Annotated in this window: 20 protein-coding genes and 1 pseudogene; 17 read left to right on the top strand and 4 right to left on the bottom strand. The window is 64.1% G+C overall.

All coding sequences use genetic code 11. From position 1 onward, the window contains the following. Window positions 1-811, top strand: an 811-nt coding sequence (locus tag AC0L15_RS20280; RefSeq protein WP_473496858.1) for an MFS transporter, incomplete at its 5' end; no start/stop codon positions are given. 164 nt (window positions 812-975) lie between these two features. Here AC0L15_RS20280 and AC0L15_RS20275 read toward each other — a convergent pair. Together AC0L15_RS20275 and AC0L15_RS20270 are read right to left on the bottom strand one after the other, a co-directional pair. Next, a pseudogene (locus tag AC0L15_RS20275) lies at window positions 976-1203 on the bottom strand (sigma factor-like helix-turn-helix DNA-binding protein); the annotation flags it as partial. A 7-nt stretch (window positions 1204-1210) separates the two neighbouring features. Further along, on the bottom strand, window positions 1211-2068 hold the full coding sequence (locus tag AC0L15_RS20270; protein WP_287247024.1) for a mechanosensitive ion channel family protein: 858 nt from the start codon (window positions 2066-2068) through the stop codon (window positions 1211-1213). A gap of 239 nt (window positions 2069-2307) precedes the next feature. Here AC0L15_RS20270 and rsfS point away from each other — a divergent pair, with 239 nt between their 5' ends. The 8 genes from rsfS to AC0L15_RS20230 all read left to right on the top strand — a co-directional run bounded on the left by rsfS (window position 2308) and on the right by AC0L15_RS20230 (window position 10648). Next, window positions 2308-2685, top strand: a complete 378-nt coding sequence (rsfS, locus tag AC0L15_RS20265) for a ribosome silencing factor (protein WP_023800052.1) — start codon at window positions 2308-2310, stop codon at window positions 2683-2685. An 82-nt stretch (window positions 2686-2767) separates the two neighbouring features. Further along, window positions 2768-3250: a 23S rRNA (pseudouridine(1915)-N(3))-methyltransferase RlmH gene (rlmH, locus tag AC0L15_RS20260; protein WP_287063325.1), complete on the top strand. Its 483-nt coding sequence runs from the start codon at window positions 2768-2770 to the stop codon at window positions 3248-3250. Window positions 3251-3397: 147 nt separating this feature from the next. After that, window positions 3398-4804, top strand: a complete 1407-nt coding sequence (locus tag AC0L15_RS20255) for a murein hydrolase activator EnvC family protein (RefSeq protein WP_473496855.1) — start codon at window positions 3398-3400, stop codon at window positions 4802-4804. A gap of 1 nt (window position 4805) precedes the next feature. Then, on the top strand, window positions 4806-6131 hold the full coding sequence (locus tag AC0L15_RS20250) for a S41 family peptidase (RefSeq protein WP_287247026.1): 1326 nt from the start codon (window positions 4806-4808) through the stop codon (window positions 6129-6131). 130 nt (window positions 6132-6261) lie between these two features. After that, the gene (locus AC0L15_RS20245) at window positions 6262-7473 is read left to right on the top strand and encodes a divergent polysaccharide deacetylase family protein (protein ID WP_287247027.1); all 1212 of its coding nucleotides are present in this window, start codon (window positions 6262-6264) and stop codon (window positions 7471-7473) included. Window positions 7474-7475: 2 nt separating this feature from the next. Beyond that, window positions 7476-7997: an RNA pyrophosphohydrolase gene (locus AC0L15_RS20240; RefSeq protein WP_287247028.1), complete on the top strand. Its 522-nt coding sequence runs from the start codon at window positions 7476-7478 to the stop codon at window positions 7995-7997. 89 nt (window positions 7998-8086) lie between these two features. Then, window positions 8087-9238, top strand: coding sequence for an alanine racemase (gene alr / locus AC0L15_RS20235; RefSeq protein WP_287247029.1), 1152 nt, complete (start codon window positions 8087-8089; stop codon window positions 9236-9238). Window positions 9239-9391: 153 nt separating this feature from the next. Further along, window positions 9392-10648 (top strand): D-amino acid dehydrogenase, encoded by a 1257-nt coding sequence (locus AC0L15_RS20230; RefSeq protein ID WP_473496853.1) that lies wholly within the window; start codon window positions 9392-9394, stop codon window positions 10646-10648. Window positions 10649-10743: 95 nt separating this feature from the next. Here the strand turns inward: AC0L15_RS20230 and AC0L15_RS20225 are convergent, their stop codons facing one another. Beyond that, window positions 10744-11625 carry a LysR family transcriptional regulator gene (locus AC0L15_RS20225; RefSeq protein WP_287247031.1) on the bottom strand — a complete coding sequence of 294 codons (882 nt, stop codon included), beginning with the start codon at window positions 11623-11625 and terminating at the stop codon, window positions 10744-10746. 370 nt (window positions 11626-11995) lie between these two features. Between AC0L15_RS20225 and AC0L15_RS20220 the strand changes: the two genes are divergently transcribed. The 4 genes from AC0L15_RS20220 (at window position 11996) to AC0L15_RS20205 (ending at window position 14736) form a co-directional block, all read left to right on the top strand. Continuing rightward, window positions 11996-13492: a CoA-acylating methylmalonate-semialdehyde dehydrogenase gene (locus tag AC0L15_RS20220; protein ID WP_287247032.1), complete on the top strand. Its 1497-nt coding sequence runs from the start codon at window positions 11996-11998 to the stop codon at window positions 13490-13492. Between the two features lie 330 nt (window positions 13493-13822). Further along, window positions 13823-14122 carry a hypothetical protein gene (locus AC0L15_RS20215; RefSeq protein ID WP_128171137.1) on the top strand — a complete coding sequence of 100 codons (300 nt, stop codon included), beginning with the start codon at window positions 13823-13825 and terminating at the stop codon, window positions 14120-14122. A 69-nt stretch (window positions 14123-14191) separates the two neighbouring features. Further along, window positions 14192-14542 carry a hypothetical protein gene (locus tag AC0L15_RS20210; RefSeq protein WP_473496851.1) on the top strand — a complete coding sequence of 117 codons (351 nt, stop codon included), beginning with the start codon at window positions 14192-14194 and terminating at the stop codon, window positions 14540-14542. A 47-nt stretch (window positions 14543-14589) separates the two neighbouring features. Then, entirely contained in the window at window positions 14590-14736 is a 147-nt protein-coding gene (locus AC0L15_RS20205; protein WP_287247034.1) for a hypothetical protein, read from the top strand. 59 nt (window positions 14737-14795) lie between these two features. On the opposite strand, the gene AC0L15_RS20200 is transcribed toward AC0L15_RS20205, so the two are convergent. Next, complete coding sequence (locus tag AC0L15_RS20200; RefSeq protein WP_287072218.1) at window positions 14796-15488, bottom strand: GntR family transcriptional regulator; 693 nt, start codon at window positions 15486-15488, stop codon at window positions 14796-14798. A 69-nt stretch (window positions 15489-15557) separates the two neighbouring features. Between AC0L15_RS20200 and AC0L15_RS20195 the strand changes: the two genes are divergently transcribed. The 4 genes from AC0L15_RS20195 (at window position 15558) to AC0L15_RS20180 (ending at window position 20094) form a co-directional block, all read left to right on the top strand. Then, window positions 15558-16451, top strand: coding sequence for a dihydrodipicolinate synthase family protein (locus AC0L15_RS20195; protein WP_287247035.1), 894 nt, complete (start codon window positions 15558-15560; stop codon window positions 16449-16451). A 48-nt stretch (window positions 16452-16499) separates the two neighbouring features. Then, a complete protein-coding gene (locus AC0L15_RS20190) occupies window positions 16500-17840 on the top strand; it encodes an NAD(P)/FAD-dependent oxidoreductase (RefSeq protein WP_473496849.1) in 1341 nt (446 codons plus the stop codon). 12 nt (window positions 17841-17852) lie between these two features. After that, window positions 17853-18854, top strand: a complete 1002-nt coding sequence (locus tag AC0L15_RS20185) for a 4-hydroxyproline epimerase (protein ID WP_128181494.1) — start codon at window positions 17853-17855, stop codon at window positions 18852-18854. A gap of 337 nt (window positions 18855-19191) precedes the next feature. Further along, a complete protein-coding gene (locus tag AC0L15_RS20180) occupies window positions 19192-20094 on the top strand; it encodes a branched-chain amino acid ABC transporter permease (protein WP_023800038.1) in 903 nt (300 codons plus the stop codon). Window positions 20095-20174: the final 80 nt, after the last annotated feature.

The following is a 20174-nucleotide window of genomic DNA, read 5'->3' as shown; positions in this document are numbered from 1 at the left end:
CAACCCCCCCCGGCCGCTCCCCACAAACCGGGGGGCGCCCCCCGCGTGGGGCGGCAGCCCCTCCCCGGCGCGGCCCCCCCCCCCCCCCGCGGCCGCGCGCCCCCCCCCCCCCCCGCGCCCGCGGGGGGCGTCGGTGGTGCTTGGCCGGGCCTGGCGGATTTCGCCGGTCGGCGTCGCCGGCATGCTTGCCGTCGGCGGCTTGTCGATGACGATTTCAGGCTTTGCGCCGATCCATGCCACGGCCAAGGGCTACAGCCAGGCCGATGTGGCACTGCTGCTGTCGGCGATGCCGATCGGCACATTGATCCTGCAGATCCCGCTCGGCTGGATTTCCGACCGCACCGACCGGCGCTTTGTGCTGGTCGCCGCTTCGGCGCTTGCCATGGTGGCGGGCCTGTTCGCGCTGGGCTTCGATGGTGGTGCGCTGGCGGCGCTGGTCGTCATCTATGTGGTCTGGGCCGGCGCATCGGAATCGATCTATTCGCTGGCCAGCGCACATGCCGCCGACCGCGCCGGCAAGGACGACATGGTGGCGCTGTCCAGTTCACTGCTGTTCGCGTGGTCGCTGTCCGGCTTCATCGTGCCCGGCGTCGTGACCGGGCTTTCCGCCGTCTACGGAACCCAGGCCTTCATCCATGTGGCCGTCGTCATTGCCACCGTTTTTTGCCTGTTCGTGCTGTGGCGCGTGGTGGCGATGTCGCCTGTTCCCGCCGCCGAGACCGGCAATTTCGCGCCGATGAGCGCGCAAGCGCCGCTGCCGGTGGAGCTGGCGTTCGCGCCGGAGGAACAGCGCGGTCGCTCCGACGATTGAAGTCCGCACTCAATCGGATACAGGTTGAGGCCCTAAAGCGCGTCGCGCCTTAGGTTCCTTTGCATATCGCTATCGCAAAACCGCTGCGCACTTTGCGCGACATGCATTAGTGCAGATGCCTGAGCTTGTCAGGGTTCCGCACGACATAGATCGCCGCAATCTTGCATCGCACCAAGCGCCTTCATATTGCCGCTGCGCGAGGCGGCATAAAAAGCTTCGGCAAGCTCAAGGCCATGTTGTTTTTCCACCCGGAAGCGAGGGCGCGCCTCGCGCACGTGGCTGCGCGCACGGGCAGCGAGCTGGCGACAAGCCGCGGGGTCGCGCTGGATAGCGGCTGCGACCTCCCCAAACTCCAGCCCGAACACATCGTGCAGCAGAAAAGCCGCGCGCTCGTTCCGGCTATTGCCTTGTGGCCGAGGCTTCCTGCCGCGGTGCTTCCGGTGGTGGCGCGGGTATAGAAATGCCTTCGCTGTCGAAGGCCTGCTTGGCGCGTTTGGTGAGATCGATCTGGGTCGCGAAGAAATCGGCAGCCGAGGTCCAGTAGCGCAAGGTGATGGCGACGTTGCTGTCGCCGACGGTCGCCACAAAGGCAATCGGCGCCGGCTCCCGCCTGACGCGCCGCTCGGCGGCGGCGACGCCCAGCATGGTCTTTTGAGCGAGATCGATATCGTTCCACGAACCGATGGTCAGGGTGATGTCGGCGCGACGAACGCCGTTGCGTGTAAAATTGCGGACGGGCTGGTTCCACAGCGTCGAATTGGGAGCGAGCACGTAAACGCCTTCGACCGTTCTCAGCGTGGTGGCGAACAGCCCGATTTCCTCGATGGTCCCGGAAATGACCCCGACCTCGACATATTCGCCGATGCGGAATGGCCGCAGCGCCAGCAGCATGATGCCGGCGGCAATGTTCTGCAGCGTGCCCTGCAGCGCCAGGCCGATGGCCAGGCCGATGGCGCCAATGGCGGCAATGATCGAGGTCGTCTGGACGCCGAACTGGCCGAGCACCATGACGACGACGAGGATCAGTATGGCGTAGCGGACGATCCGCGAGAAGAAGTGGCGCAGCGTCGTGTCGAAGCCATGGATATGGCCGAGGCCGGCGTAGATCGAGCGCTGGGCAAGGCCGGCGACGATATAGCCGAGGACCAGCAGGATGACGGCGCCGATGGCCGAGAACGAGTAGGAGACGATCAGAGCGCTGAGCTGCGCAAGGCCGGACTGCACGGTGAGGAGAGCGTTCTGAGGGTCGACAGGCATGAGGGGGATCCGATTGGTCAATGCGCCGATAACCCTCGCCGGGCGGCAAGAGTTCCGATTTTTCTTCAACTGCGGAACCGGAAGAACGGTTCTTCGTTGGCTACGGCAGGGCTGCCGTCTTGAAACTGCAACGCAACTCTGCCTATCTAAGGGTGTCACCTGCTTTGAAGGGTGATTTGGTTGTTCTTGCTGCGAAAGGAAATACACTGAGAACAGCACTTTGGAAGAAGGCCGACATCGTGCCTTCGCCGGCCGGGATCAGCGTAAACGACGCCGTGTCCCGCGCCATCAAGACAGTCCTTGCCAGTCTGGAAGACTCCAAGGCCGAAAACATCGTCTCAATCGACATTCAGGGAAAATCGAGCCTCGGTGACTATATGGTCATCGCGTCCGGCCGATCGCACCGTCATGTCTCGGCTGTCGCCGATCATCTCCTCAAGGCGCTCAAGGATGCCGGGCTTGGCACGGCGCGCGTCGAGGGACTGGCCGGCGCCGACTGGGTCCTGATCGATTCGGGCGACATCATCGTCCATGTCTTCCGCCCCGAAGTCCGCGACTTCTACAATCTTGAAAAGATGTGGCAGGCGCCGGACCTCGAGGAAGAGACCCTCCACTGAGCCGCATTTGATTGATGCATGTCGTGTCCCAAAACCGGTGACCATTTTTGGTGTCATGCATTAGCGGCTCTTCGAGGCAGGGATGAAAATTACCGTTCATGCCGTGGGCCGGATGAAAGCCGGCCCCGAGAAGCTGCTCGCCGACCGGTATTTCGAGCGCTTCGCCAAGAGCGGACCGGCCGTGGGGCTCGAATTCTCAGGGGTCGTCGAGATCCCGGAGGGCCGCGCCCAGACCGCCAACGAGCGTCGCCGCGAAGAGGGCCAGAAACTGCAGGCGCAGTTGCAGCCTGGTGCCGCGCTGATGCTGCTCGACGAACGCGGCAAGAGTTTTTCCTCCGAGGATTTCGCCGGGCGCATCGGCCTGTTGCGTGATAGCGGCCGCAAGGCGCTGGTCATCGCCATCGGCGGCGCCGACGGTCATGACCAGTCGCTGCGCGATCAGGCCGACCTGACGGTGTCGTTCGGCGCGCTGACATGGCCGCACCAACTGGTCCGTGTCATGTTGGGCGAGCAGCTTTACCGGGCGGCCACAATCCTGTCCGGCCATCCCTATCATCGCTCGTGAGCCGTTGCAGGTTCAACCGAAACCGGTGGATTGGCGTCAGCCGCCCGGATTTTCGCCTCAATGCGTCACGAGGCTGTTTTGCGGTCGGCGGGCTCTCGAACATGGTTGATTGTTCGTTAACGAAGCCACGCATACAGTCGGGCTTCGATGGCTGAAGGTTGGAAATCGCGAACGGGCTTTTGGCGCGCAGGCTGCGGCTTGGCAGCGGCGGTGCTTATGCTGTCGCTCGGTGCCGCGCGGGCGCAGAGCAGGCTCGACATGGCGCCCGACCCGGACCAGAGCCGCGCCGAATACGAACGGATATCGCAGGAGATCACACTGTCGTCGGAGCGGCTGGCCAAGCTCGCCGCCGACATGGCGACGGTCAAGAAGGACCATGCCTCGATCACCGCGGCGCTGATCCAGTCGGCGATGACCGAGCAGAAGCTCGGCCAGGACATCGAGGACATCGGTGCCAAGCTGGAAGGGCTGAAGGGCGACGAGCAGAACATCCGTGCCTCGCTGGCCGCCAGACGCGACGTTCTGGCCGAGGTGCTGGCCGCGCTGCAGCGCATGGGGCTCAATCCGCCGCCGGCCATCCTGGTCAAGCCGGAGGACGCGCTGTCGTCGGTGCGCAGCGCCATTCTGCTCGGCGCCGTAGTGCCGGAACTGCGCCAGCAGACCGAGATATTGCTGGCGGAACTCAAGGAGCAGTCACGGGTGACGGCCTCGATCGAGGCGGAGCGGGTGCGGCTGACGGCGGCAGTCGGCGAGCAGACGGCGGAAAAGAAGCGGCTCGGCATGCTGCTCGAAGCCAAGCAGAAGCTCGAGGCCGAGACGCAAACGGCACTGGCGGCGGAAAAGCAGCGATCCACAGCACTGGCGGCCAAGGCCGGCAGCCTGAAGGAACTGATCGCCTCGCTCGAGGGCGACAAGGCCCGCAAGGCTGCGGACGCCGCGAAGGCAGCCGAGCAGAAGGCCTCCGAGCAGAAAGCCGCGGAGCAGAAGGCAGCGGGCGCCGACAAGGCCCCGGCACAGGGGACTCCGGCACAGACGGCTCCGGCACAGAAGGCCCCGGAACAGACGGAACTGGCGGCCCTGCCGGTGCCGGAAGCCAACCGGCTCACCGCCGCGGCGCCGTTTTCGGCGCTTCAGGGGCAGATCGCGTTGCCCGTCACCGGCAAGATCAAGCGGCGGTTCGGGGCCAGCGACGGTAACGGCGCAGTGATGCTCGGTGACATGGTTGCGACACAATCGGGAGCCATCGTCACCGCGCCGGCGGACGGAAATGTACTTTATGCGGGACCTTTTCGCTCTTATGGTCAACTCTTGATCCTGAACGCAGGTGACGGCTATCATGTCGTTCTCGCGGGGATGAGCAGAATCAGCGTCGCGTCTGGCCAGTCGGTGCTCGCAGGAGAGCCGGTCGGCGCGATGGGAGAGGCCCGGGTGGCGAGCACCTCGGCATCGAAGAATGGAAATGCCACGCCGGAACTCTATGTTGAGTTCCGCAAGGATGGAAAACCCGTCGATCCGACCCCATGGTGGGCGGACCGTTTGTCTGGAAGGACGTGAGATGATGCGGAAACTGTCGCTTCTGTTTGCCGGTGCGCTGATGGGCGCATCCGCGATGAGCCTCGTCTATGGCGCGCCCGGCTCGACGGCGAACGCTGCGGGCTCCGAGACCTATAAGCAACTGGCGATCTTCGGTGATATTTTCGAGCGGGTGCGGGCGCAATATGTGACGCCGCCCGACGACAAGTCGCTGGTCGAAAACGCCATCAACGGCATGCTTACCTCGCTCGACCCGCACTCCTCCTATATGAACGCCGAAGAGGCGCAGGACATGCGCGTGCAGACCAAGGGCGAGTTCGGCGGTCTCGGCATCGAGGTCACCATGGAGAACGACCTGGTCAAGGTGATCACGCCGATCGACGATACGCCGGCTGCCAAGGCGGGCGTGCTTGCCGGCGACTATATTGCCAAGATCGACGGCGAGGAGGTTCGCGGCCTGAGCCTCAACGATGCGGTCGAGAAGATGCGCGGGCTGGTCAACACGCCGATCAAGCTCACCATCCTGCGTCAGGGAGCCGACAAGCCGATTGAACTGACGGTGGTGCGCGACATCATCAAGGTCAAGGCGGTCAAGTTCCGGGTCGAGAACGACATCGGCTACATCAAGATCACCTCCTTCACCGAAAAGACCCATGATGATCTCGATAGCGCCATCGAAACCATCGAGAAGCAGGTGCCGAAGGAAAAGCTCAAGGGCTACGTGCTCGATCTGCGCCTCAATCCGGGCGGGCTGCTCGATCAGGCGGTGAGCGTGTCCGACGCCTTCCTCAACCGTGGCGAGATCGTCTCGACGCGCGGCCGCGATCCGAAGGACGTCACCCGCTTCGACGCGCGGCCGGGCGATGATATCGACGGCAAGCCGCTGGTCGTGCTCGTCAATGGCGGCTCGGCCAGTGCGTCCGAAATCGTCGCCGGCGCGCTGCAGGATTTGCGCCGCGCCACGGTCGTCGGCACGCAGTCGTTCGGCAAGGGTTCGGTGCAGACCATCGTCCCGCTCGGCGAGAACGGCGCGCTGCGCCTGACGACGGCGCTCTATTACACGCCGTCCGGCAAGTCGATCCAGGGCAAGGGCATCACGCCCGACATCAAGGTCGACCAGCCGTTGCCGCCGGACCTGCAGGGCAGGGATCTGACGCGCGGCGAGTCGGACCTCAAGGGCCACATCAAGGGCAGCGAGGAGGGCGATGACGGTTCAGGCTCGGCAGCCTATGTGCCGCCGGAGCCGAAGGACGATCTGCAGCTCATCTTGGCCCAGCAGTTGCTGCGCGGCGAGAAGACCGATCCGGCGTTCCCGCCGAATCCGGACAAGGCTGTGCTGAACCAGTAGGGGCCGTGCTGAACCAGTAAAAGTCGATCAGCCGGACAACAGGTCTGGCTGCCTGATCGAAGCGATGTAATGCTGCCGGGGCCGCAAGGCCTCGGCAGTTTGATTCGGGGACCGCGGCTGGGGATGCGGCTTGGCTGACATCGGTAGTGACATCGAACGCCCACTCGGGCAGGCCGTCCGGCCGCCGCGCGCGGCCCGCAGGATCAGCGCTGGCGTCGTCGCGGTCACTGTTGTGGTGCTGGCCGTGATCGGAGTCTCTGGGGCGATTGCGCTGCGTGAGAGGCAGTTTCGAAAGCCGGAAGAAGTCGCCGTTTCGACGCCGAAGGCGACTGCCGTGGTCGAACCCGCAGCGCCGGCCGCTGAGCCAGCGCCGAAGGCCGAAGCAGCGTCCAAGGCGAGCATATCCAAGACGGGCGGATCGAAGACAAGCGGATCGAAGACGGGCGGGCCGCAGATCATCCACATGCCAACCGAAGCGGGCGATGGTCCACCCGGGGCCATCGTCATCCACGACCCTTCGACGACCGGCCAGAACCTGAGGATCGCGCATATTCCCGACAGGGCGCTGGTCGAGTCCGGCGAAACCGGTCCATTGCCGGTTCGTGCTGCCGATGGCAGGCGGCCGTTCGATGTCTATGCGCGACCGTGGTCCGGTGCGCGCGGTGCGCGCGTGGCGATCGTCATCGGCGGGCTTGCCGTGTCACAGACCGGCACGCAGGCGGCCATCGCCAAGCTGCCGGCGGAAGTGACGTTGGGCTTCGCGCCGCAGGGCAACAGCATCGGCCGCTGGATGCAGGCGGCGCGGCAGAGCGGCCATGAGATCGTCATGCAGGTGCCGCTCGAACCGTTCGATTATCCGAACGTCAATCCCGGTCGCAACACGCTGACGGTCGTGGCGACACCCGACGAGAATTTGGAGAATTTGCGCTGGGCGCTGTCGCGGACGACCAATTACACCGGCGTCATGAACTATATGGGCGCGCGCTTTTCGGCCGATGCGGCGGCGATGGGGCCGCTGATGGCCGAGCTTGGCAGGCGCGGCCTGGCCTATGTCGACGACGGTTCGTCGGCACGCAGCCTGGCGCCCGAACTGGCGTTGAAGAACGGTGTGCCGTTCGCCGCCGGCGACACGTCGATCGACGCCGTGCGCGACCGCGGCGCCATATTGAAGAAGCTGGACGAACTGGAAGCCACCGCGCGGGCGAAAGGCTTTGCCGTCGGCATCGGCTCGGCCTTCGACCTGACGGTCGATACCGTGTCGTCCTGGGTGATCGAGGCCAAGAAGCGCGGCATCGAGATCGTGCCGATTTCGGCAGTGGCAGTGGATCCGGAAAAAGGTTGAGCATGGCGAAGAAAAATCCGGTCGACCCCGAGACGCTGCCCTATCGTCGCTGCGTCGGCGCGATGGTCCTCAACGGAGAGGGACTGGTCTGGGTCGGGCATCGCATTGCCGAGCCGGACAGCGAATTCGCCGGCACGACGCAGCTCTGGCAGATGCCGCAGGGCGGCATCGACAAGGGCGAAGAGCCGCTGCAGGCGGCGCAGCGGGAACTCTACGAAGAAACCGGCATGCGCAGCGTCTCGTTGCTGGATGAGGCGCCGAACTGGATATTTTACGACCTGCCGGCCCACCTGGTCGGCGTCGCCTTGAAGGGAAAGTATCGCGGCCAGACGCAAAAATGGTTCGCCTTCCGCTTTCACGGCGATTTGAGCGAGATTGAGATCAATCCGCCGCCGGGCGGCCATACCGCCGAGTTCGACAGATGGGCTTGGCGGCCAATGGAGGAATTGCCCGACCTGATCGTGCCGTTCAAGCGTCAGGTCTATGAGCATGTGGTTGCGGCATTCCGGCATCTGGTTGCGTAGCTTGGCGCAAGCCGCGCTCGCGCCGACCACGGTTGCCGCGTCGGCGCGGTGGCCTTATTGATGGCCAATCCGCTGCAGACGGGATTGGCATGAACGGCACTTCCAAAAAATCTCTTTCTGAAAGGGTCGCCGTCAAAGCCGCGCCGATCAGCGAAGCGGCGGCCGGCGCCATATTGACCGTCGATCTCAGCGCCATCCGCGAAAATTACCGGCGGCTCAAGGCGCGGTTGGGCGGTGTCGGCTGCGCCGGTGTCGTCAAGGCCGACGGCTACGGGCTCGGCGGGCCGCAAGTGGCGGCCGCGCTGGCGGCCGAAGGCTGCGCTGTTTTTTTCGTCGCGCATCTGGCCGAGGGTGCCTTGCTGCGCCAGGCGCTCGGCGCACAGGCGGCGATCCATGTGCTGAACGGCATTCAGCCGGGCGCCGAAAGCGAAGCCGTCGCAGCGGGACTGGGCGCGGTCATCAACAGCGCCGGCCAGCTCGCCGCCTGGCGCGTGGCGGCGCAGCGGGCCGGCCGCAAGCTCAGGGCTGCAATCCAGGTCGACAGCGGCATGTCGCGGCTCGGCATGGCGGCAGCCGAGGTGGAGGCCGTCGCTGCCGACCCGCAGGCTTTCGACGGTATCGACGTCACCTTCGTGATGAGCCATCTCGCGCGCGCCGACGAGCCCGAACATCCGGCCAACGAGCAGCAGCGACTGGAATTCGAGCGGCTGCGCAGGATGCTGCCAAAGGCGCCGGCCTCGCTCGCCAATTCTTCCGGCATCTTTCTTGGACAGTCCTTTCACTACGACCTCGCCCGGCCCGGTGCGGCGCTCTACGGCATCAATCCGACGCCAGCGCAGGAAAATCCGATGCTGCCGGTGGTGCGGCTTCAAGCAAAGATCATCCAGACGCGCAGCCTCGATAGGGGAGCCGGCGTCGGCTATGGCCATATTTTTCACGTCACCAATTCGCTGATCGCCGCAACGATCTCGCTTGGCTATGCCGACGGCTGGCATCGACGTGCGGCCTCGGCCGCTTGGTTCGAAAATGTGCGCTTGCCGTTCCTGGGCCGTGTGTCGATGGATTCGATCGTCCTCGACATTTCGACCCTGCCGCCCGGCAGGCTGAAGGCGGGCGACCTCGTCGAACTGATCGGCCCGTCGCAGACGGTCGACCAGGCTGCCGGCCATGCCGGCACCATCGGCTATGAAATCCTGACCAGCCTCGGACACCGCTTTCACCGGCGCTATGTGAATGGATAGCGCGCGAGCTTTTTTAGGCATGTGCCGTCGTCCCAAAACCTCCTGCGCACTTTTGGGCGACATGCTTAGGCACTTGGCGGACGCGGTAAAATCCGGCAGACAGAAAGCCATGATGCCGCCCGCTGACAAGACATCGTTCTGGAGAGCTATGCGATGAAGATCTTCGTGCTGGGCGGCGGCGTCATCGGGGTCACCACTGCTTACTACCTGGCCGAGGCCGGCCATGAAGTGACGGTGATCGACCGCCAGAAGGGCCCGGCGCTGGAAACCAGCTTTGCCAATGCCGGCGAGATCTCGCCAGGCTACGCCTCGCCCTGGGCCGGTCCCGGCGTCCCGCTGAAGGCGATCAAATGGCTGCTGATGAAGCATGGGCCTCTGGTGGTGCGGCCGACTCTCGATCCACATATGTGGGTATGGCTGGTCAGGATGCTGCGCAACTGCACGGCCGAGCGCTATGCAGTCAACAAGGCGCGCATGGTGCCTTTGGCCGAATACAGCCGCGACACGCTGAAGGCGCTGCGCGAGGCGACCGGCATCGCCTATGACGAGCGCAGCAAGGGAACGCTGCAGCTTTTTCGCACGCAACAGCAGCTCGATGGCACAGCCGACGATGTCGAGGTGCTGAAGACATATGGCGTTCCCTACGAGATCCTCGATCCCGACGGCTGCATCGCGGCTGAGCCGGGCTTGGCAGGGATCCGTGAAAAGCTCGTCGGCGGTCTGCGGCTGCTAGGCGACGAGACCGGTGACTGCAAGATGTTCACTGACCGTCTGGCAGAGCTCTGCGCAGCGCGCGGCGTCACCTTTGAATACGACACGTCGATCAGGCGCATCGTGCGCAAGCGCAACCAGATCGCCAACATCAATACGAGCAAGGGATGGAAGGCCGCCGACGCCTATGTGATGGCGATGGGCAGCTATTCGGCAAAGTTCATGCGCTATCTGAAGCGACCTATCCCGGTCTATCCGGTCAAGGGTTATTCGATCACCGTGCCGATCAAGGATGCTGCCGCAGCACCGGTCTCGACGGTGATGGACGAGACTTACAAGGTGGCGATCACCAGGCTCGGCGATCGCATCCGCGTCGGTGGCACCGCGGAGATTTCCGGCTTCGACCTGACGCTGCATGAATCGCGGCGGCGCACGCTCGAACATTCGCTCGGCGACCTTTTTCCGGGCAGCGGCGACATGCGGTCGGCGACCTTCTGGTGCGGGTTGCGGCCGATGACGCCGGACGGGCCGCCGCTGATCGGCCGCACCGAGTTTTCCAACCTCTATCTCAACACCGGCCACGGCACGCTCGGCTGGACCATGGCCTGCGGCTCGGCCAAGGTCCTGGCCGACATCATTTCCAGCCGGGTGCCGGACATCGATGTCCGCGATCTCGGATCGGAGCGATACCAGCGGTAGGATCGGAAGGATTCTTCACGCATTTGAGCGGAGGAACTTGCCGCGTGACTCCGCATCAGTCTCCAGCACACCTCGCCGCGTCAGAGAAAATATCGTCAGACGAACAGGCTCCGCTCCCGTTCCACCGCCCTGGTGATGAAGCTCGCGACGATCTGGACGCGGCGCAGCGGCCTGACCGATTCGTGATAGACCAGCCAGTAGGCGCGGCGAATGGGCGCGACGATGTCGAGGGCCACCAGTTCCGGCATCGAGTGGGCGACAAAAGTGTGCAGGATGCCGATGCCGGCGCCGGAGCGCACCGCTTCGGCTTGGCCGAGCGCCGAGGAGATGGCGAAGCTCGTGCGCCAGTCGGCACTGAACTCGGCCGCATAGTCGAGCGAGGGGCTGACGATGAGGTCCGGGACATAGCCGATCAGCGTGTGCCGGCCAAGCTCGGCCGGCGTCTGCGGCAGGCCATGCGCGTCGGCATAGGCGCGGGACGCGAACAGGCCGAGCGTGTAATCGACCAGCTTTCCCGCCACCAGCCTGCCTTCGGTCGGTCGCTCCACGGTGATGGCGATGTCGGCCTCGCGCCTGGACAACGAGAAGGAACGCGGCACCGGCACCAACTGGATGGTGAGTTCACGGTGAAGCGCCGTCAGTGCGCCGAGGCGTTTGGCCAGGAAGGCGACGCCGAAACCGTCAGGCGCGCCGATGCGCACGGTGCCGGAGACGTCGTCGCCTTCGCCCGCCACGGTCGAACGCGCGGCGATCATGTCGCCTTCCATTCGCTCGGCGATGTCGAGGAAACGCTCGCCCGCCGGCGTCAACTCGCTGCCGGTAGTCAGCCGGCGAAAGAGTTTTGTGCGCAGCGCATCCTCGAGCGCGGCGACGCGGCGCGAGACAGTGGCGTGGTTCAGCTCCAGCCGCTTGGCCGCGCCAAGTATCTGGCCGGCACGCGCCACCGCCAGAAAGATGCGGACGTCATCCCAGTTCATGGGGAGGGTCCGGATGACAATCGTCGACGTTGCGTTCCGTGGCACCCCCCTCTGTCCTGCCGGACATCACCCCCTCAAGGGGGGAGATTGGCAGCTCCGCTGACAGCTCTTCCTTAACAGCGTCGATGTTTGGCGAAGGCAAAGATGACAGCGCAATCTCCCCCCTAGAAGGGGAGATGTCCGGCAGGACAGAGCGGGGCGCGAAGGAACTCAACCTGTCATTCCTTGAGGTGGCACTATCATTTGCGGGAATTGATGCTCCTCAGTCAAGCGCACTCTATTTTCTGCACAACGGTTGCGTTTCCGCTCACGTTGCCATCGGCGGTGCAAAGGCGGACAATGCCGCATCACAAATACAGGGAGAGAGACCATGATCGACTACGGTCATTTCATCGGCGGCAAGCGTGTCGCCGGGACCAGCGGCCGCAAGCAGGACGTCATGCAGCCGATGGACGGCACGGTGCGCGGCACCGTGGCGCTGGCTTCGCAGGCGGAACTGCGCGCAGCCGTGGAGAACGCCAAGGCGGCGCAGCCCGGCTGGGCGGCGACCAATCCGCAGCGGCGCGTGCGCGTCCTGATGAAATTCCTCGAATTGGTCGCCCGGGAATATGATGCGCTGGCCGACATTCTGGCGCGCGAACACGGCAAGACCATCGCCGACGCCAAGGGCGACATCCAGCGCGGCCTGGAAGTGGTCGAGGTCTGCATCGGCGCGCCGCACATGATGAAGGGCGAGTTCACCGACGGCGCCGGCCCCGGCATCGACGTCTATTCGATGCGCCAGCCGCTCGGCGTCGTTGCCGGCATCACGCCGTTCAATTTTCCGGCGATGATCCCATTGTGGAAGATCGCGCCGGCTATCGCTTGCGGCAACGCCTTCATCCTGAAGCCTTCGGAGCGCGACCCGGGCGTGCCGATGCGCATCGCCGAACTGTTCATCGAGGCCGGCCTGCCAGCGGGCATTCTCAACGTCGTCAACGGCGACAAGGAGGCGGTCGACGCCATCCTCGACGATCCCGATATCAAGGCCATCGGCTTCGTCGGCTCGACGCCGATCGCCCAGTACATCTATTCGCGCGGCTGCGCGGCCGGCAAGCGCGTGCAGTGCTTCGGCGGCGCCAAGAACCACATGATCATCATGCCCGACGCCGACATGGACCAGACCGTCGACGCGCTGATCGGCGCCGGCTACGGCTCTGCCGGCGAGCGCTGCATGGCGATCTCGGTGGCTGTCCCGGTCGGCAACGATACCGCCAATCGGCTGATGGAAAAGCTGGTGCCGCGCGTCGAAAGCCTGAAGGTCGGCCCATCGACGGATTCGTCCGCCGATTTCGGCCCGCTGGTGACGGCGCAGGCGCTGGAACGGGTCAAGGGCTATGTCGACATCGGCATCAGGGAAGGCGCCAAGCTGGTCGTCGACGGGCGCGGCTTTTCCATGCAAGGCTATGAGAACGGCTACTATATGGGCGGCTGCCTGTTCGACAACGTGACCGCCGATATGCGCATCTACAAGGAAGAGATTTTTGGGCCGGTGCTCTCGGTAATGCGTGCGCCGACCTACGAGAACGCGATCAAGCTCGCCAACGATCACGAAATGGGCAACGGCGTCGCCATCTTCACCCGCGACGGCGATGCCGCCCGCGATTTCGCCTCGAGGGTCCAGGTCGGCATGGTCGGTATCAACGTGCCGATCCCGGTGCCGATCGCCTACTATACGTTCGGCGGCTGGAAAGCGTCTTCCTTCGGCGACCTCAACCAGCACGGACCGGACGCGTTCCGGTTCTACACCAAGACCAAGACGGTGACCTCGCGCTGGCCGTCCGGCGTGAAGGACGGCGCCGAATTCGTCATCCCGACGATGAATTAGCCGGACGGTTGCTTGTCTGCGCGTCCTCGCCTTCGGCTGCGGGCGCGCGGGCAGGCGTGAAGGACGGCGCCGAATTCGTCATCCCGACGATGAACTAGCCAGTCGACAAAGAGCTCCAGATTTTATGATTGAAGACGAAAAAGGCCCGGCCAGAAACCGGGCCTTTTTGCTGACCGGTCGCGGCCGCGTGTATGCCTGAACGCTAATGTGATGGAACCAGGCGGACAGCAGAAGCCTTAACTTGCAATCCTGCCGCGAAGGAGACGCGGCAGATCGACCAACGGCGCTGGCGACAGCTTCGGGGCTACGGCCGGCGCAAGGAGGTGTGAGATGACACGTCTCATGGTGTCGATACTTGGCGCGGCGGCTGCCGCGTTTTCCGCGGCCCCGGCAACAGCGGCCGAACAATGCGCGCCACGAGCCGACATGATCAGGGCGCTCGGCGAGAAGTTCCAGGAAAATCCAACCGCGCTCGGCGTCGTCAATCCGAATGTGATTGTTGAAGTCTTCGTTTCCGACCAAGGCACCTGGACCATCCTCGCCAGCGACACACGCGGTCAAAGCTGCGTGGTTTCGGTGGGTGAAGGCTGGGAGAGCGCGGTGAAGACAGCGGCGCTGCCAGGGACCTGAGCCGCCTAGCGGGTGGCAGCCGCCTTAGCATAGCCGCGCGCGCGCAGGCCGCGGTTCTCGGCGACCACCATGAAACGGATCCACAGGCGCCCCCAGCGGGCGCCTGCTTGCGCTTTTTTGTTGCCGACACCATATATGGAACATAGTGGGAACATTTTGAATCGTCCCGCTGATGACAGACCGGAACACGGAAAGGAGCGACGCGATGATGATGACGTCGGGACCGGCCTGGATCGTTCCGGCAAAATGAGGGCTCTTCCTTTGCCGGACGTGATGGCAAAGGAGATGCCCGTGGCGCGCAAATCGCTGTTGGTTGGGTTGAAAACCCTCATTCTTGCTGGCGCATTGGCGGTGGGTACGAACGCCGCAAGCGCCCAATATCATTCTGCGTTGAACATCGCGATCTCGTCGCCCACCTGAGCGAGCAGTTCCAGGAAAGACAGTTTGCTTTCGGGCTGATCGGTCAGATGGCGATTATGGAAGTCTATGTCGCCGACAGCGGAAGCTGGACGATCATCGTCACCGACGTCGCCGGCAGAAGCTGCATCGTCGCGGCCGGCGAACATTGGGAAAACGTGGTGATCCCCGACCGACCAGGACGCATGACGAATTGAGCGATGCTCAGCGCCTGTGGGCGGAACTCAAAGAGCCTGCCGAAGCTTGCTGCCGATCTCTATCGCGTAGCGGCCGCCGCGGCATGACCGCGCAGCAGCGCCATCAGGCGCTTGGCATCCTTGGCGGCGGCGTCTTCATCGCCGTCGAGGATCGAGCGGATCAGCGCGACATGGTGCTCGGCCGATTCGGCAAGCCCGGTATCGGCCTTGTAGCGGAACCAGAAGCGGCGGCTGTGGGTCTGCAACGGGGCCGCCAGCCGCGCGGCGAAGGGATTGTCGGCCGCCAGCGCCAGCGCCTCGTCGAGCGCCTTGTCGGCCTGAATGAAGGCCAGCACATTGCCCGATATCACCGCCCTCTGCATGGCCAGTGCCGCGTCGTGAAACAAGTCGGCGGCCTCGCGGGTGACGAAGCGGGCGGCCGAGCGGGCAAGAACCACCTCGACGCCACGCCGCGCATCGAGAACGCGCAACCAGTCGCCGGGATGCAGCGGGGCAATGGCGATGCCGGCACGCGGCCGGACATCCAGCAGTCCCTCCCACGCCAGCCGCTGGATCGCCTCGCGCACCGGCGTGCGGCCGAGCCCCAGCCTGTCGATCAGCGCGCCTTCGGTGATGAAGCTTGCAGGCGCCAGTTCGAGCGTCACGATCATGTGCTCGAGCACGCGGTAGGCTTTCGCCGCCACTGGCTCGAATGCCGGGCTTGTTTCATTGAATATCAAAGGCGGGCTCCTGATATATTTTTGGTATATCATAGCAAAATCCGTGTTGACAGTCCGTTTGCTAATAAATATACGACTGATATATCAGATGGAGCGACCGCCATGTGGACCGGAGTTTTCCCCGCCGTCACGACCAAATTCACCGAGGACGACCGCCTCGACCACGCCGAGATGGAGCGCTGCTTTGCGCTGCAGATGAAGGCCGGCTGCGACGGCATCATCGTCTGCGGCTCGCTCGGCGAGGGGCCAATGCTCTCGCATGACGAGAAGATCGACGTGCTGAAGACCGCGCAGAAGATCGCCGGCGGCAAGCCGGTTCTGCTGACTGTCAACGAACCCGGCACCCGCGAGGCGGCGGCGATCGCGCGCCGCGCCGCCAGAGAGGGCGCCAACGGGCTGATGGTGGTGCCGAGCCCGATCTATCACACCAATGCGGAGGAGACGGTTGCCGCACTGCGTGCCGTCGCCGAGGCCGGCGACCTGCCGGTGATGATCTATTCCAACCGGCTTGCCTACCGCGTCGACGTCACCGTCGATCAGATGGAGGAATTGGCGAAGGACAAGCGCTTCGTCGCCATCAAGGAATCCTCCGACGACATCCGCCGCTCGACCGAAATCATCAACCGCTTCGGCGACCGCTACGATTTGTTCACCGGCGTCGATAATCTGGCGTTCGAGGCGCTGTCGGTCGGCGCCATCGGCTGGGTGGCCGGGCTGGTCACCGCGTTCCCGCGTGAGACGGTCGCGATCTACCAGTTGATGAAGCAGGGCCGCCGCGAGGAGGCGCTGACAATCTACCGCTGGTTCCGGCCACTGCTCGACCTCGACGTGTCGACCTATCTGGTGCAGAACATCAAGCTCGCCGAAGTCCTGGCGATCAACACCAACGACCGCGTGCGCATGCCGCGCCAGCCGCTGTCGGGCGAGCGCCGCAAGACGGTCGAAAAGATCGTCCGGGATGCGCTGGCGGCGCGGCCGGAACTGCCGAGGTTTTGAGGCAGGCTCTCTTTTCCCCGTTTACGGGGGGAAGATGGCGGCAGCCGGATGAGGGGCAGCGCCCACGTGCAAGGAATTTCCAAGTCGGCAAAAGCGGGGCGCCGCCCCGCGTCCGCCCTTCGGGCACCTTCTCCCCGTGAACGGGGAGAAGGGGAGGACATCGCCATTGTCGGCGGGGGCATCATCGGCATCTGTGTCGCCGCCTATCTGGCCGAGGCGGGGCGAAACGTCACGATTTTCGATCGGACGGGGATCTGCGAGGAAACGAGTTCCGGCAATGCCGCCGCCCTGGCCTTTTCCGATGTGCTGCCGCTGGCCCACAAGGGCATGATCAGGCATCTGCCGAAATGGCTTGCCGATCCGCTCGGCCCGCTCAGCATCCCGCCCACCTACCTGCCGAAGCTGCTGCCCTGGCTTGTCCGCTTCTGGCGCGCCGGACGAAGCGACCGCTACGAGGCAAGCCTCGCGGCGCAGGCCGGGATGATGCGGCTCGCCGAGGCCGAATGGGCCGGGCTGATGGCGCGCTCAGGCACCGAAAATATGCTGCGCGAGGACGGCTCGCTCGAACTTTACGAGAGCGAGGCCGAATACAAGGCGTCGCTGCCCGGCTGGGCGGCGAGGCAACGCTTCGGCATCGGCTTCAGCCAAGTCGAGGGCGATGCGCTCGCCGCCTTGCAGCCGGGCCTGTCGCCGCGGTTCGTCAAGGGCACTTTCGTGCCGGGATGGAAGACCGTTACGGATCCGAAATTAATGGGCAAGGCGATCTGGGCCTATGCCGAGACCAAGGGCGCGCGTTTCGAAAAGGCTCGGATCGACCACGTCGGGGCGGGACAGGACGGCGCGACATTGACGCTGGCCGATGGCACGGTGCGGCAGGCAAAACGCCTCGTCATCGCCGCCGGCGCCTGGTCGCATCTCCTGGCGAAACATATCGGCGACCGCATCCCGCTCGAAACCGAGCGCGGCTACAACACGACGCTGCCGAAGACTGCCTTCGACGTGAAGCGGCAACTGATCTTCTCCGGCCACGGCTTCGTCGTCACGCCGCTTGAATCCGGCGTGCGCGTCGGCGGCGCGGTCGAGTTCGGCGGCATCGAGCGGCCGCCCAACTACGCCCGCTCGAAAGCGCTGCTCGACAAGGCACAGAAATTCCTGCCGGGGCTTGACCCGGCCGGCGGCCGCGAATGGATGGGATTGCGGCCCTCGCTGCCGGATTCGCTGCCGGTGATCGGTGGCGCCAGGCAGGCCGGCACGATAGTCTATTATGCCTTCGGCCACGGCCATCTCGGCCTGACCCAGGCGGCTGCCACCGGACGCCTGGTCCGCGATCTCATTCTCGGCCAAAATCCGGTGTTTGATCTGTCTCCGTTTTCTCCGAACCGCTTCTGACGGGATCTAGAAATGGCGCGCCACTCGTTCTTCTGCATCGACGGTCACACCTGCGGCAATCCGGTGCGGCTGGTCGCCGGCGGCGGACCGCTGCTCAACGGCGCGACGATGATGGAGCGGCGCGCGCATTTCCTGGCCGAGTATGACTGGATCCGCACCGGGCTGATGTTCGAACCGCGCGGCCATGATTTGATGTCCGGCTCGATCCTCTATCCGCCGACGCGGCCCGATTGCGACATCGCCATCCTGTTCATCGAAACCTCGGGCTGCCTGCCAATGTGCGGTCACGGCACCATCGGCACGGTGACGATGGCCATCGAGCACGGGCTGATCAAGCCGAAGACACCGGGCTTGCTCAGGCTGGACACGCCGGCCGGCCTGGTCACCGCCGAGTACCAGCAGGTCGGCGAATATGTCGAGGAGGTGCGCATCACTAACGTGCCGTCCTTCCTCCATGCCGAGGGTCTGACTGTCGAATGTCCGCTGCTCGGCGAGATCAGCGTCGATGTCGCCTATGGCGGCAATTTCTACGCCATCGTCGAGCCGCAGAAGACCTATCGCGACATGGCCGACCACTCTGCCGGCGACCTCATCGCCTGGAGCCCGGTGGTGCGGCAGCGGCTCAACGAAAAGTACGCCTTCGTGCATCCCGAGAATCCCGGCATCGACCGGCTGTCGCACATACTGTGGACGGGTGCGCCGACCGACAGCCAGGCGGATGCGCGCAACGCCGTCTTCTACGGCGACAAGGCGATCGACCGCTCGCCTTGCGGCACCGGCACCTCGGCGCGGATGGCGCAGCTTCACGCCAAGGGCAAGCTTGGGACCGGCGACGAATTCGTCCACGAATCGATCATCGGCTCGCTGTTCAAGGGCAGGGTCGAGAAGGAAGTCACGGTGGCGGGCAAGCCGGCGATCATTCCCTCGATCGGCGGCTGGGCGCGCATGACCGGATTGAACACGATCTTCATCGATGACCGCGATCCGTTCGCGCACGGATTCGTCGTCAAATAGAGAGAGAATCCTGACGCAGGGGAATCGAACAGAATGCAAGGATCGATTGCCCAGACGGCGCAACGATCCTGCTCATCAACTTATTTTTAGGGCGATTCCTTCGAAGCATCGTGCATTTTGACGACGAATCGCCAAAGACATTGCGTTAGGCCAATGATAGGGTCGGCGATAGTCCAGAGGCCGGGAAGGGAAGAACGGGCAATCCGATTACGTGCTTCAAAATCACGCATGCCGATTAAAGAATGACGTTGCAATCCGGGCTCGAAACTTTACGACTAGGGGAAATACGAAAAGGAATGCGTCTGCATGGGCGACATTCCAGGGGAGCCACGACAGCATGCAGTATTTTGTCCAGCAGCTTATCAACGGGCTGACGCTGGGATCGATCTATGGACTGATCGCGATCGGCTACACGATGGTCTACGGCATCATCGGCATGATCAATTTCGCCCATGGCGACATCTTCATGGTCGGCGCCTTCGCCGCCCTCATCGTTTTCCTCATCCTCGGCGCGATGTTCTATTCGGTGCCGGTGGTGATCGCGCTGCTGGTCATGATGATCGTCGCGATGCTGTTGACCAGCCTGTACAACTGGACGATCGAAAAGGTGGCCTACCGACCGTTGCGCGGGTCGTTCCGGCTGGCGCCGCTGATCACCGCGATCGGCATGTCGATCGCGCTGTCGAACTTCGTCCAGGTGACGCAGGGGCCGCGCAACAAGCCGATCCCGCCGATGGTGTCCAAGGTCTATAATATCGAGGGCGTCAGCGTGTCGCTGAAGCAAATCGTCATCGTCATCGTCACTGCGCTGCTGCTGGCGCTGTTCTGGTACCTGGTCAACAAGACCTCGCTGGGTCGAGCCCAAAGGGCGTGCGAGCAGGACCGCAAGATGGCGGCGTTGCTCGGCATCGACGTCGACCGCACCATCTCGATCACCTTCGTCATGGGTGCGGCCCTTGCCGCCGTCGCCGGCACGCTGTTCCTGATGTATTATGGCGTCATCGCCTTCTCCGACGGTTTCACGCCCGGCGTGAAGGCGTTCACCGCGGCCGTGCTCGGCGGCATCGGCTCGTTGCCCGGCGCCGTGCTCGGCGGACTCATGATCGGCTTTATCGAAAGCATGTGGTCGGCTTATTTCTCGATCGACTACAAGGACGTCGCGGCCTTTTCCATCCTGGCGATCGTGCTGATCTTCCTGCCTTCCGGCATTCTCGGCCGGCCAGAAGTCGAAAAGGTCTGAGTTCATGGCGGTCACCACGTCTCCGGAGCGCGACATCGTCGCCACTCCCATGCAGCGCGCTACCCGCGAAGCGCTTTATG

The organism is Mesorhizobium sp. WSM4846, assembly GCF_055811415.1.
This window is presented reverse-complemented; position numbering and strand designations above follow the sequence as displayed.

Excerpts from the sequence above, each read along its gene's own strand:
- AC0L15_RS20185 (WP_128181494.1), top strand. The coding sequence starts at position 17,853 with ATGGCGCGCCACTCGTTCTTCTGCATCGACGGTCACACCTGCGGCAAT.
- rlmH (WP_287063325.1), top strand. The coding sequence starts at position 2,768 with ATGAAAATTACCGTTCATGCCGTGGGCCGGATGAAAGCCGGCCCCGAG.
- AC0L15_RS20200 (WP_287072218.1), bottom strand. The coding sequence starts at position 15,488 with ATGATATACCAAAAATATATCAGGAGCCCGCCTTTGATATTCAATGAA.
- AC0L15_RS20230 (WP_473496853.1), top strand. The coding sequence starts at position 9,392 with ATGAAGATCTTCGTGCTGGGCGGCGGCGTCATCGGGGTCACCACTGCT.
- AC0L15_RS20195 (WP_287247035.1), top strand. The coding sequence starts at position 15,558 with ATGTGGACCGGAGTTTTCCCCGCCGTCACGACCAAATTCACCGAGGAC.
- AC0L15_RS20190 (WP_473496849.1), top strand. The coding sequence starts at position 16,500 with ATGAGGGGCAGCGCCCACGTGCAAGGAATTTCCAAGTCGGCAAAAGCG.
- AC0L15_RS20180 (WP_023800038.1), top strand. The coding sequence starts at position 19,192 with ATGCAGTATTTTGTCCAGCAGCTTATCAACGGGCTGACGCTGGGATCG.
- AC0L15_RS20240 (WP_287247028.1), top strand. The coding sequence starts at position 7,476 with ATGGCGAAGAAAAATCCGGTCGACCCCGAGACGCTGCCCTATCGTCGC.
- AC0L15_RS20220 (WP_287247032.1), top strand. The coding sequence starts at position 11,996 with ATGATCGACTACGGTCATTTCATCGGCGGCAAGCGTGTCGCCGGGACC.
- AC0L15_RS20225 (WP_287247031.1), bottom strand. The coding sequence starts at position 11,625 with ATGAACTGGGATGACGTCCGCATCTTTCTGGCGGTGGCGCGTGCCGGC.
- alr (WP_287247029.1), top strand. The coding sequence starts at position 8,087 with ATGAACGGCACTTCCAAAAAATCTCTTTCTGAAAGGGTCGCCGTCAAA.
- AC0L15_RS20215 (WP_128171137.1), top strand. The coding sequence starts at position 13,823 with ATGACACGTCTCATGGTGTCGATACTTGGCGCGGCGGCTGCCGCGTTT.
- AC0L15_RS20270 (WP_287247024.1), bottom strand. The coding sequence starts at position 2,068 with ATGCCTGTCGACCCTCAGAACGCTCTCCTCACCGTGCAGTCCGGCCTT.
- AC0L15_RS20205 (WP_287247034.1), top strand. The coding sequence starts at position 14,590 with ATGGCGATTATGGAAGTCTATGTCGCCGACAGCGGAAGCTGGACGATC.
- AC0L15_RS20210 (WP_473496851.1), top strand. The coding sequence starts at position 14,192 with ATGAAACGGATCCACAGGCGCCCCCAGCGGGCGCCTGCTTGCGCTTTT.
- AC0L15_RS20250 (WP_287247026.1), top strand. The coding sequence starts at position 4,806 with ATGATGCGGAAACTGTCGCTTCTGTTTGCCGGTGCGCTGATGGGCGCA.
- AC0L15_RS20255 (WP_473496855.1), top strand. The coding sequence starts at position 3,398 with ATGGCTGAAGGTTGGAAATCGCGAACGGGCTTTTGGCGCGCAGGCTGC.